11 protein-coding genes and 1 pseudogene are annotated in these 12227 nt (G+C 59.1%); 11 read left to right on the plus strand and 1 reads right to left on the minus strand.

Translation table 11 applies throughout. From position 1 onward, the window contains the following. The 11 genes and pseudogenes from LG371_RS09785 to LG371_RS09835 all read left to right on the plus strand — a co-directional run. The coding region (locus LG371_RS09785; RefSeq protein WP_370632683.1) for a GNAT family N-acetyltransferase at positions 1-190 on the plus strand (190 nt) is incomplete at its 5' end. Beyond that, a complete protein-coding gene (locus tag LG371_RS09790; RefSeq protein ID WP_225748431.1) occupies positions 184-1194 on the plus strand; it encodes a hypothetical protein in 1011 nt (336 codons plus the stop codon). The genes LG371_RS09785 and LG371_RS09790, both read left to right, overlap by 7 nt. A 196-nt stretch (positions 1195-1390) precedes the next feature. Beyond that, a pseudogene (mltG, locus tag LG371_RS09795) lies at positions 1391-2384 on the plus strand (endolytic transglycosylase MltG). Position 2385: 1 nt separating this feature from the next. After that, positions 2386-2982 (plus strand): inner membrane-spanning protein YciB, encoded by a 597-nt coding sequence (locus tag LG371_RS09800; protein WP_067591222.1) that lies wholly within the window; start codon positions 2386-2388, stop codon positions 2980-2982. A 142-nt stretch (positions 2983-3124) separates the two neighbouring features. Further along, a complete protein-coding gene (locus LG371_RS09805; protein ID WP_067591219.1) occupies positions 3125-4015 on the plus strand; it encodes a DKNYY domain-containing protein in 891 nt (296 codons plus the stop codon). 146 nt (positions 4016-4161) lie between these two features. Next, positions 4162-4779 carry a dTMP kinase gene (tmk, locus tag LG371_RS09810; protein ID WP_067591216.1) on the plus strand — a complete coding sequence of 206 codons (618 nt, stop codon included), beginning with the start codon at positions 4162-4164 and terminating at the stop codon, positions 4777-4779. Between the two features lie 92 nt (positions 4780-4871). Beyond that, positions 4872-5273 carry a hypothetical protein gene (locus LG371_RS09815; protein ID WP_067591213.1) on the plus strand — a complete coding sequence of 134 codons (402 nt, stop codon included), beginning with the start codon at positions 4872-4874 and terminating at the stop codon, positions 5271-5273. Positions 5274-5333: 60 nt separating this feature from the next. Beyond that, positions 5334-7316 carry a transketolase gene (gene tkt, locus LG371_RS09820; RefSeq protein ID WP_225748379.1) on the plus strand — a complete coding sequence of 661 codons (1983 nt, stop codon included), beginning with the start codon at positions 5334-5336 and terminating at the stop codon, positions 7314-7316. Positions 7317-7769: 453 nt separating this feature from the next. Further along, entirely contained in the window at positions 7770-9797 is a 2028-nt protein-coding gene (locus LG371_RS09825; protein ID WP_225748380.1) for an OPT family oligopeptide transporter, read from the plus strand. 265 nt (positions 9798-10062) lie between these two features. Further along, positions 10063-10869: a hypothetical protein gene (locus tag LG371_RS09830; RefSeq protein ID WP_067591204.1), complete on the plus strand. Its 807-nt coding sequence runs from the start codon at positions 10063-10065 to the stop codon at positions 10867-10869. Between the two features lie 184 nt (positions 10870-11053). Further along, positions 11054-11509, plus strand: coding sequence for a hypothetical protein (locus LG371_RS09835; protein WP_067591201.1), 456 nt, complete (start codon positions 11054-11056; stop codon positions 11507-11509). A gap of 376 nt (positions 11510-11885) precedes the next feature. Here LG371_RS09835 and LG371_RS09840 read toward each other — a convergent pair whose 3' ends face one another. Further along, positions 11886-12221, minus strand: a complete 336-nt coding sequence (locus LG371_RS09840; RefSeq protein WP_225748381.1) for a hypothetical protein — start codon at positions 12219-12221, stop codon at positions 11886-11888. Between the last annotated feature and the right edge of the window lie 6 nt (positions 12222-12227).

Genomic DNA, 12227 nt, shown 5'->3' on the forward strand with positions numbered 1-12227 from the left:
CGGCCAGCTCTTCAAACAAGCCGCCGCCAAACACATCCGCCGCATCTTCCTCGAAGTGCGCAGCAGCAACCGCGCCGCCTTCGCCCTGTATCAACAACACGGCTTCATCCCCAGCGGCCGCCGCCCCGGCTACTACCCCCGCCCCGACGGCAGCCGCGAAGACGCCCTGCTGATGGAGAAACTATGCTGAGCAGCCGCTATCTGCACCTGCACCAAGCCCTCGACCTCGGCCCGATGTGGCTCAAACGCGGCGCATACCCCACCGCCGCCCAGCCCCAAAGGCTACCTGAAAACAAGCAAAGCGAGTTTCGCCAAAACGAGCAAAGCGAGTTCCTGCACAACAAAAACGGCAATACCGAGTTTTCGCGCAGCAAAAACGAAAGCCATGAGTTTTCGCACGGCAAAAACGAGCCCAGCGAACACCCGCACCGCCCAAGCACCGCCGCCGAGCCGCCAGCTCCCCACACCAGCCACAGGCTACCTGAAAAACCCAGCCGCCCGAGCCCGGCAGCCCGCGCTGCCCAGCCCGCGCCCCAAGGCCACCGCGCCGACGTGCTCGCCGCCGTGGCCACCCCGCAGCCGTATCAAAACGAAACCCGCAGCCAAGCCGCCCCCGCTGCCAGCCCCCTTGCCCTCGTGCAAAAACTATGGGCCGAGCAGCCCTTCCCCGCCTTCGCCGACACCAACAGCTTGCAGCAGCACGCCGCCGCCTGCACCGCCTGCCGACTGCACAACGAGCGCAAACAAGCCCTAAGCGGCCGCGGCGCCGTGCCCGCCCAACTCATGGTCATCAGCCGCAACCCCGCCCCAGCGACGACGAAGCCGGCCAGCTGCTCGGCGGCCGCCACGGCCAGCTGCTCGACAACATGCTCGCCGCCATCCGCCTTGCGCCCGAGCAGTTTTCCGCACCGCCTGGCAGCGCTGCACCCCCGCATCTCGCTCCAACCCACCCCCGAAGAGCAAGTGCGCTGCGCCGCCTTTATCCGCCAAGAAGCCGCCTGGATTCAGCCCCGGGCCCTGTTGCTGCTCGGCAACAGCTTCTACGACCCGTGCAGCAATGGCTCACCGCCCAAATCGCCCCGGCATCCCCGCCTTCATCGTTCCCCACCCGCCATCCTGCTGCGGCAGCCCGAGCTCAAAGCCCAAGCCTGGGCCACGCTCAAACAGTTGCAGCAGCATCTGGCCAAAAGCTGAAGCCCCTATTTTTCAGGTAGCCCCTTTCCCGCAGCAGGCTACCTGAAAACCATGCCCTGGCACAGCCAAGGCCGGGCTGCTGCCACGCGGAAACGATAATCCCCAAACCGCAAACCCAAGCAAAACCCGCCCCGCCGCTTCGCATCCGCCCCACCCTGGGCTATACTGCCGCCCTTTAATCGGCCACCACCGAACCATGTTGAAAAAAATCCTCTATTCCACCCTCATCCTGCTTTTTGCCGCCATCGCCCTGTTTGCCGGCCTGCTCTTCGCCCCCAAAGACACCGGCAGCCAACGCCTGCGCGTGGAGCGCGGCAGCGGCATCGCCAGCGTGAGCCGCACCCTCGCCGCCAACGACGCCATCTACAGCCGCTGGGTGTTCGTGGCCGCCGCCTACCTCACCGGCACCCACAACCAGCTCCTGCCCGGCAACTACCGCCTCCAGCCCCGCGCCTCCTCCTGGCAAATCCTGCGCCACCTCAAAAACGGCCGCCCCGACACCGTTACCGTGCGCATCATCGAAGGCATGAGCTTTGCCCAAATGCGCCGCCGCATCAACCAAACCGCCGACATCCGCCACGACACCGCCAACTGGAGCGACCAACAACTCCTCGCCGCCGTCGCCTCCGACGCCCAAGGCCGGCACCCCGAAGGCCGCTTCTTCCCCGACAGCTACGAAATCGACTACGACAGCAGCGATTTGCAAATCTACCGCCTCGCCTACCAGCGCATGCAAAACCAGCTCGAAAGCGCCTGGGCAGACCGCGCCCCCAACCTGCCCTATCAAAACCCCTACGAGCTGCTCACCATGGCCAGCATCATCGAAAAAGAAACCGCCCACGAAGAAGACCGCGCCAACGTGGCCGCCGTATTCGTCAACCGCCTCAACCAAGGCATGCGCCTGCAAACCGACCCCACCGTCATCTACGGCATGGGCAGCGCCTACCGCGGCCGTATCCGCCGCGCCGACCTCCAGCGCGACACCCCCTACAACACCTACACCCGCGACGGCCTCCCCCACCCCCATCGCCCTGCCCGGCGAAGCCGCCCTCCAAGCCGCCGCCCACCCCAGCAACGCCACCTACCTCTATTTCGTTTCCCGCATGGACGACACCGGCAAAAGCGAATTCAGCCACACCCTCGACGAACACAACGCCAACGTCCGCCGCTACATCTTAAAAAGGCCGTAACATGACCGCCCTGCTCGACCTCATCCCCCTCATCGCCTTCTTCATCGCCTCCAAGAAATTCGGCCTCTTGGCCGGCGCCGCCGCCGTATTGGCCAGCACCCTCATCGTGTACGGCATCCACCTCGCCCGCCAGCAATGGCGGCTCACCAAACAGCAATGGGTGGTGCTCCTGCTCACCATCCTCTTCTGCGGCGCCACCATCCTCCTGCGCGACGACCTCTACCTGCGTTGGAAAACCCCCATCATCAACCTCAGCTTCGCCCTCGCCCTCGCCGTGAGCGCCCTCATCGGCAAACCCCTGATGCAGCCCGTGGCCAAAGATATTTTCCATTTCAGCCCGCGCGGCTGGCAGCGCCTCACCCTCGCCTGGGCCGCCTTCTTCCTCCTGCTCGCCGCCCTGCACTACTGGTTTGGCCTCTACCACTACGACGCCTCCGAGCAAGCCAAAAACCTCTTCATCCACTTTAAAAGCTACGGCCAGCTCATCCTCATGGTGTTCTTCCTCATCGCCCAAGGCATCGTCTTGCGCAAACACCTGAAAACCGAAGCCCAAGCTCCCACCGAAAGCGAGCCCCCCGAGCAGCCAAGCAAACCCTAAAACCGAAAGGCTACCTGAAACCCCGCATATTTTTCAGGTAGCCTCTATCCAGCCAAAGGCTACCTGAAAACCTACCCACACATTTTTCAGGTAGCCCTAGCCGAAACCAAACAAAGCAGCATCCTCCGCGCAAGAGAAGCTCATGCCCAAACCCGCCGCCCAAAAACCGCCCTTTATCGGCCACAACATCAATCCCCACGATTTGGATTGGGATATCGGCACCGACCCGCGCTTCTATCTCGCAGACACCCAAGAAATCGCCGGCTACTGGACCAACGGCAAACAAGTCTTCTACCGCTACCGCCCCATCAAAAAAGCCAACCCCGAAACCTTCATCTATTTCAATTCCCTTTTCGCCCAAGACGACAAACACTGCTACATCATGTGGCGCAAACTCAAAGGCGCCAAACCCGACCACTTCCACGTGCTCAACGAATGCTACGCCACCGACTACCAAGCCATTTGGGCAACCAACCGCCGCCTCGAGCTTGCCGACGGCCAAACCTTTGAAGTGTGCGACCAAGGCCTCGCCAAGTTCGATTTCAGCCACAACTGGGACTGGCATAGGGAGTTTACCGACGGCATCAAAAGAATCGTGCTCACGCCCGTTCCCGCAGGCTATGCCAAAGACAGCCGGCAGGTATACTACAACTTCGACGGCAGGATAAAGATCCTACCCAAAGCTGACCCCGCCACTTTCGTATCCATGAACGACGGCATTTTTGCCAAAGACGAGCGCCACGTTTTCCACGAAGCACGCATCCTGCCCGGAGCCAATCCCGCCACCTGGCAAAAACTCACGCACGACTACTCCAAAGACGACAAACGCATTTACTACCAGAACAAGCCCCTCAAAGCAGCCGACCACGACACCTTCCAAGTAGTGCAACTTACCCGCCCGCAAGGTTACGATTGGGCTTACGGCAAAGACAAAAACCAATATTATTGCAACGGCGAAGCCATGACCGAAGCCGAAGCATGGGAAAGCGCGGATACATTCGCCTCCATTCTCGCCCCAAACGTTTTCAGGTAGCCTCCTCCCTGCACCAAGGCCACCTGAAAACAACACAAACCACCCAAACCGCCAAAAGGCTACCTGAAACCCCACCCACACATTTTTTAGGTAGCCCATCCCCCCGCAACAGGCCACCTAAAAGCAACGCTTCAACGGAGTTAAAAATGACCGCCCACTTCATCACCCTCGACGGCATCGACGGCGCCGGCAAAACCACCCAGCTCGCCGTCATCCGCGAATGGTTTGCCGCGCAAGGCCGCCCCGTCTTGTTCACCCGCGAGCCAGGCGGCACGCCCTTGGGCGAAGCCCTGCGCCGCCTGCTGCTCAACCCCCACACCCAAGCCGGCCTGCGCGCCGAAACCCTGCTCATGTTTGCCGCCCGCGCCCAACACATCGAAAGCGTCATCCTGCCCGCACTGGAGCGCGGCGTATCCGTTGTGTCCGACCGCTTCACCGACGCCACCTTCGCCTACCAAGGCGGCGGCCGCGGCCTGCCCGAAGCCGATATTGCCGCACTCGAACAATGGGTGCAGGGCAGCCTGCGCCCCCAGCTCACCATCCTGCTCGACGTGCCGCTCGAAGTTTCCCTCGAACGCATCGAGCGCAGCCGCAACAAAGACCGCTTCGAGCAGGAAGAAGCCGACTTCTTCACCCGCGTGCGCCAAAGCTACCTCGCCCGCGCCGCTGCCGCGCCCGAACGCTACGCCCTCATCAACAGCAACCGCGACAAAGCCCTCGTGCGCCGCGACATCGAAGCCGCGCTGGAAAAATTGTTCGCCTAGCGACTTGCCCGATGATTTGAACACCGCCGCCCCAAAGTGCGATAATTTGCGCCGTTTTGCGGCATTCGCCAACCAACACCCTCGGAAACACCATGCAGGCAGCCTTCTACGATAAAGCAAACCGCCTTTTCTCCACCCTCACCGCCGACCCGCGCTGGAATGTGCAAAACGAACTGCTGTTTCAAGTGATGGGCTTCACCTTCTACGGCTACTGCTTCGGCTTCGGCCGCCTGGTGTGCTTTATGGATGCCGACGACATCGACGCCTATGTGGCGGGCAAATTCACCGGCCTCGGCGCAGGCGCGAAATATGTGCAGGGCATGATAGCGCGGGCGCGGCAGGATTTCGTTACCGTCGAAGATGCCGAAGCCGTGGATATGGATGATCCTTTAAGCCAGCTTATCGGCATCGGCCACTCCCACTTTGCCGCCGATGATTTCGCCCCGCTGATTGAATCCGTTTACGAAAACTACCGTCTGCTGGGCGGCGAGTAGCCCGCCATATTTTTCAGGTAGCCTCACTCTTTTCCAAACCAACCACTTAGGAACCACACCATGCCTTCCCCGCTTGCCAACGCCATCCGCTTCCTCTCCGTTGATGCCATCCAAAAAGCCAATTCCGGCCCCCCCGGCGCCCCGATGGGCATGGCGGAAATGGCCGAAGTATTGTGGACCAAATTCCTGCGCCACACCCCCGCCAATCCCCAATTCCACAACCGCGACCGCTTCGTCCTCTCCAACGGCCACGCCTCGATGATTCTTTACAGCCTGCTGCACCTCACCGGCTACAATGTTTCCATCGACGACCTGAAACACTTCCGCCAGCTCCACAGCAAAACCCCCGGCCACCCCGAATACGGCTACACCGACGGCGTGGAAACCACCACCGGCCCGCTCGGCCAAGGCATCGCCAACGCCGTGGGTATGGCATTGGCGGAAAAAATCCTCGCCGCCGAGTTCAACAAAGACGGCCTGAACATCGTCGATCACCACACCTACGTCTTCATGGGCGACGGCTGCATGATGGAAGGCGTGTCGCACGAAGCCTGCTCGCTCGCCGGCACCTTGGGCTTGGGCAAGCTAATTGTGTTATACGACGACAACAACATCTCCATCGACGGCAAAGTGGACGGCTGGTTTACCGAAAACATCCCGCAACGCTTTGAAAGCTACGGCTGGCACGTTATCCCCAATGTAAACGGCCACGATACCGCCGCCATCCAGGCAGCCATCGAAGCCGCCCGCGCCGAAACCGGCAAACCTTCCCTCATCTGCTGCAAAACCCTTATCGGCAAAGGCAGCGCCAACAAAGAAGGCAGCCACAAAACCCACGGCGCGCCCCTGGGTGCGGACGAAATCGAAGCCACGCGCAAACACTTGGGCTGGGCGCACCCCGCGTTTGAAATCCCGCAGGGAATCTACGCCGTCTGGGACGCCAAAGCCAAAGGCGCCAAACTCGAAGCCGAATGGAACGAACTCTTCGCCCGATACCAAGCCCAATATCCTGCCGAAGCCGCAGAATTCGTGCGCCGCATGGAAGGCAGGCTACCTGAAAACTTCAGCGCCTATATTCAAGCAGCCTTGCAGGAAGTGTGCGCCAAAGCCGAAACCGTCGCCACGCGCAAAGCCAGCCAAAACAGCATCGCCATCCTGGCCAAAGCGCTGCCCGAGCTGGTGGGCGGCTCCGCCGACCTCACCCCGTCCAACCTCACCGACTGGCCGGGCAGCGTATCCGTAACGCGCGAGCATGGCGGCAACTACATCCACTATGGCGTGCGCGAATTCGGCATGGGCGCCATCATGAACGGCATGGCGCTGCATGGCGGCGTGAAGCCCTTCGGCGCCACCTTCCTCATGTTCAGCGAATACGAACGCAACGCCCTGCGCATGGCTGCGCTGATGAAAATCAACCCCGTATTCGTGTTCACCCACGATTCCATCGGCCTCGGCGAAGACGGTCCGACCCACCAGCCCGTCGAGCAAACCGCCACCCTGCGCCTGATTCCGAACATGGACGTATGGCGCCCCTGCGACACCGCCGAATCGCTGGTGGCGTGGTCGGAAGCCATCCAAGCCAAAGATCATCCCTCATGCCTGATTTTCAGCCGCCAAAACCTGAAATTCCAAGCGCGCAGCGAACAACAGCTTGCCGATATCCAACGCGGCGGCTATGTGCTGCGCGAAGCTGAAGGCGAAGCAAAAGCGGTCATCATCGCCACCGGCTCGGAAGTGGAATTGGCACTGAATGCGCAATCCGCTTTGGCGGAACAAGGCATCGCCGTGCGTGTGGTTTCCATGCCGTGCACCAACGTGTTCGACCGCCAAGACGCCGCCTACCGAGCCGCAGTCCTGCCCGAAGGCCTGCCGCGAGTGGCCGTGGAAGCCGGGCACGCCGACGGCTGGTATAAATACGTCGGTCTGAACGGCGCGGTGGTCGGCATCAACCGCTTCGGCGAATCCGCCCCGGCCGAGCTGTTGTTTAAAGAATTCGGCTTCACCGTGGAGAATGTGGTCGATACGGTGAAATCGGTGTTGTAAGCACCAAACGCCAAATAGGCTACCTGAAAAACCCTTCCGCTCGGAAGCCGGTATTTTTCAGGTAGCCTTTTATCGCGGGTTCCATTCACTGCAATACCAAGCAGCGGCGTGTGGCATGATTTGCCAAGATTTGCCGCCTTTTCTGCTCAGGATTTTCCGTTTGCCTTCCCCTTTCCGTTCCATACATTCCCCTATCAAAAAGTAAGTTTATGTTAATTTTGAAATCAGCCAAGACAAGCATTTCCTGATTAACGATCTCCTTATCTGCAATATTTTTCTGATATTTTTAATAAATAAAATTCAAACACAAAACAGACCGGATAATCATGCATTATTACTTTTCTGCTTCTTTTCGGTAAATTGTAAAGAATAATTTACATTTGCTAATTTCCTATTGACACAATCGGAATATCGAAAAAAAATGCAACCTCGTTTCAACCAAAGGTAAAGAAAATGTCTCTATCCGCTCACGACCCGTATGCCAACTACAGGGAGCTCACCCTGCGCGGCATGATATTGGGCGCGTTGATCACCGTGGTGTTCACCGCTTCCAATATTTATTTGGGGCTGAAGGTCGGCCTCACTTTTGCTTCATCTATCCCTGCTGCCGTGATTTCCATGGCGATTTTGAAATTCGCCAAAGGTAGCAATATTTTGGAAAACAATATGGTGCAAACGCAGGCTTCCGCCGCCGGCACCTTGTCTTCCGTAATCTTCATCCTGCCCGGTCTCTTGATGAGCGGCTACTGGAGCGGCTTCCCGTTCTGGCAAACCACGCTTCTGTGTATGGCCGGCGGCATCCTCGGCGTGATTTTCACCATCCCGCTGCGTTATGCCATGGTGGTGAAAAGCGATCTGCCTTATCCCGAAGGCGTGGCTGCGGCTGAAATTTTGAAAGTGGGCAGCGGCGACGGCGTGGTGGGCGAAGAAAATGCCGAATCCGGCCAAAAAGGCGACAGCGGCATCGGCGAAATCGTTACCGGCGGCGTGATTTCCGGCATTTTCAGCTTTGCCAGCAACGGCCTGCGCGTGATGGCCGACAGCGCGAGCTATTGGTTTAAAGCCGGCGCCTCCATCTTCCAAATCCCGATGGGCTTCTCGCTGGCGCTTTTGGGCGCGGGCTATTTGGTGGGTCTGGCCAGCGGTATTGCCATGCTGGTGGGCATTGTGATTGCCTGGGGCATCGCCATTCCCTATTTCTCCGCCACCAATCCGCAGCCGGCCGATATGGAAATGGTGGGCTTCGCCATGCAGCTGTGGAAAGAAAAAGTGCGCTTCATCGGCGCGGGCACCATCGGTATTGCCGCCATCTGGACACTGATTACCCTGCTCAAACCCACCCTCGAAGGCATGAAAATGTCGTTCCGCGCCATCAAAGGTAGCGAACAGGCCGCCCTCGAACGCGTGGAGCAAGACTTGTCGCCCAAAGCCATGATTGCCTACGCGCTGGGCATGCTGCTGCTGTTGGGCTTCTCTTTCTACCACTTCGTTGAAGCCGCCAACCTGCCCACCGGCACGGCTTGGCTGCTGGTGTTTGCCTGTACACTGCTGGCTTTCGTAATCGGCTTCCTGGTAGCCGCCGCCTGCGGCTATATGGCTGGCTTGGTTGGCTCTTCCTCCAGCCCGATTTCCGGCATCGGCATCATTTCTGTGGTGGCCATTTCGCTGGTATTGCTGGGCATCGGCAGCGCCACCAACCTGTTTGCCGACGAAGGCAACCGCAACTTCCTGGTGGCACTCACCCTGTTCTGCGGCTCCGCCGTGGTGGCCGTGGCTTCCATCTCCAACGACAACCTGCAAGACCTGAAAACCGGCTACCTGATTAAAGCCACCCCGTGGCGTCAAGAAGTGGCGCTGATTATCGGCTGCGTGGTGGGCGCATTCGTGGTGTCTTCCGTGCTCGAGCTGCTCTACGCCGCCTACGGCTTCACCGGCGCCATGCCCCGCCCGGATATGGACCCGAGCCAAGCCCTGGCGGCCCCGCAGGCCACATTGATGACCACCATCGCCAAAGCCATTTTCTCCCACTCGCTGCAATGGGGCTACATCCTTACCGGCATCGGCATCGGCGTGGTGCTCATCATCCTAAACGAAGTGCTCAAACGCAGCGGCTCCAAGCTGATGCTGCCCACCCTGGCCGTGGGCATGGGTATCTACCTGCCGCCCGCCATCAATATGCCGATTGCCATTGGCGCCATCATGGCCGCCATCATCAAGCACCGCATCCGCCACGATGAAGAAAAAGTGAAAAACGCCGACCGCGTGGGCACATTGTTTGCCGCCGGCTTGATTGTGGGCGAAAGCCTGATCGGCGTGGTGATGGCGCTGATTATCGCCCTCTCCGTTACCAACGGCGGCTCCGACGCCCCCTTGGCGCTGAACCTCGAAAACTGGGGCACCGCAGGCGAATTCCTCGGCCTGGCTTTCTTCATCAGCGGCATGCTCATCTTCATCCGCCGCATTTTGAAATCCGGCAAATAAGCCCCGATAAAACAACTGAAAACAGCTAGAGAAACAGCCGCCCGATTCATCTCGGGCGGCTTTTTTGCCGCAGCGTTTTCAGGTAGCCCCTTCCAGCCACACAAAGGCTACCTGAAAAATATACCGCCCCATTTTTCAGGTAGCCTCCTGCCTATCCACAGCACTTCCCGCCTTAAAAATCCTTAGCAAACCACAAACATTTTGCTTATAATCCCCGCCGCTGTACCCTTTCCCCCCCTTTAACCAAACAAAAGGACAAACCAAAATGAAACACCTCACACTCACCGCCATCGCCGCCCTGCTGGCCGCCCCCGCCTTCGCCGCCGACGACGGCTGGCTGGCCGAAGCCCAGCAAATCAACCGCAACATCGTACGCGAACGCGACGATGCCGCCCGCCAAATCCAGCTCTTCACCGGCAAACTGCGCCAAGGCCGCAGCGAAAGCCACACCATCCGCCTCGAAGCCGGCAAACAATACTCCTTCTTCGCCGACTGCGACCGCCAATGCTCCAACCTCGACCTCGCCCTGGCCGACAGCAGCGGCCAAACCCTCAAACAAGACACCGACACCGATGACAACCCCATCATCAGCTGGAACGTAGCCCAGAGCGGCGAATACAAACTCACCGTCAGCATGCCCGCCTGCCAAGACAGCGCCGGCTGCGACTACAGCGCCCAAGCCTTCGAGCAAAGCCCCTGGCTGCCCCGCGCCCAAAAAATGAACCGCGACATCGTACACCGCAAAGACCGCCAAGCCCGCCAAGCCCAAATCTTCAACGGCAGCCTGGCTAAAGAGCAATCCCAAAGCCACACCGTGCAGCTCAGCGCCGGCAAATACTACAGCTTCTTCGCCGACTGCGGCTACGACTGCACCGACATCGACCTCAGCCTCAAAGCCGCCGACGGCCGCGTGATCAAAGAAGACACCAACGACGACGACTCCCCCATGTTCGGCTGGCGCACCAACCGCAGCGGCCGCTACACCCTCATCGTTACCGTCCCCAAATGCGATTCCGCCCAATGCGAATACAGCAGCCAAGTATTCGTGGGCAACAAAGCCGTATTTGAATAAACCTCGCGCTTAAAGCCAAAAGGCTACCTGAAATTTCAGGTAGCCTTTTTCCCCGCCTTACACACACCGACCATTATTTTACAAACAATCTAATGCAATGATTTTAAAAACACAAAAAAATAGAGTATTTCTCTAGTTTACATTATAATGCCACCACCTTTTCACTTAAACCAAAGGAAACAACATGCAGAAATTCACCGTATTGGCCCTGGCCGCCCTGATTGCCGCCCCCGCCCTAGCTGTTGATCAAGACGGCTGGCTGGCCGAAGCCAAACAATTCAACACCACCGCCGTACGCAGCAAAGACCGCGGTGCCCGCCAAACCAACCTGTTCAGCGGCCGCGCCAAAGTAGGCGAGCAGAAAACCCACCACGTGCAGCTCACCGCCGGCAAATACTACAGCTTCTTCGCCGACTGCGACCGCGAGTGCGACAACATCGACCTCACCCTGAAAGCCGCCAACGGCCAAACCATCCAGGCCAACACCGAAGACGACGACAGCCCCATGTTCGGCTGGCGCGCCAACCGCAGCGGCCGCTACACCCTCACCGTAACCATCCCCGGCTGCAAAAACAGCAGCGCCGGTTGCGACTACACCAGCCAAGTATTCTCCGGCAACCGCTCCGTATTCGGCAACTAAGCCTTACGGCCGATACAAGCAAACAGGCAGACTTTGCGGTCTGCCTGTTTGCTTATGGCTACCTGAAAGCGTGCGCTTCAACGCAGTTAAACCACTTCCGGTTTTCAGGTAGCCTTTGTTGTGCTTGCCTGCGGTAGGCCGGGCAAAATTATAGTGGATTAACAAAAATCAGGACAAGGCGACGAAGTCGCAGACAGTACAGATAGTACGGCAAGGCGAGGCAACACTGTACTGGTTTAAATTTAATCCACTATATTTTTCAGGTAGCCTCCCATCTCACATAGAGGCTACCTGAAAATATCGGCTTCAACGCAGTGAAAACGAGCTTTCCGCAGGAAGGCAAGTTCCTGCAAAGCTCACACCGTTCGGGCAAAAACTAACGCTGCCCGCGCACCGCCATCCAAGCCGCATCCAGCCGGCGGCCGGCTTCTTCCAGCGTGCTGTTCGACTGCTGCGCCGCCACGTCGGCCTCGTTCAGTTGCGTTTGCAGCTGCACGATTTCCGCCTGTTTCTGCTGCACGGTGGCCTGCGCCGATTCCAAGCGGCTGCGCAGCGTGGCCACACGACTGCCGTTGTCGGTTCGCGCCTTGAGCGCTTCCTGATAGGCCATCTGCGCGCTCAAGAGCTCGGTTTGCGCCGCATCTTCCGCCAGTGCCGGCGCGGCGGCAGCCAGCAGGCTCAAGGCCGCAATCATACGAATCTTCATCATCATTCCCTC

The sequence above is a fragment of the Eikenella sp. Marseille-P7795 genome, assembly GCF_916618725.1.
GTDB lineage: Bacteria > Pseudomonadota > Gammaproteobacteria > Burkholderiales > Neisseriaceae > Eikenella > Eikenella longinqua.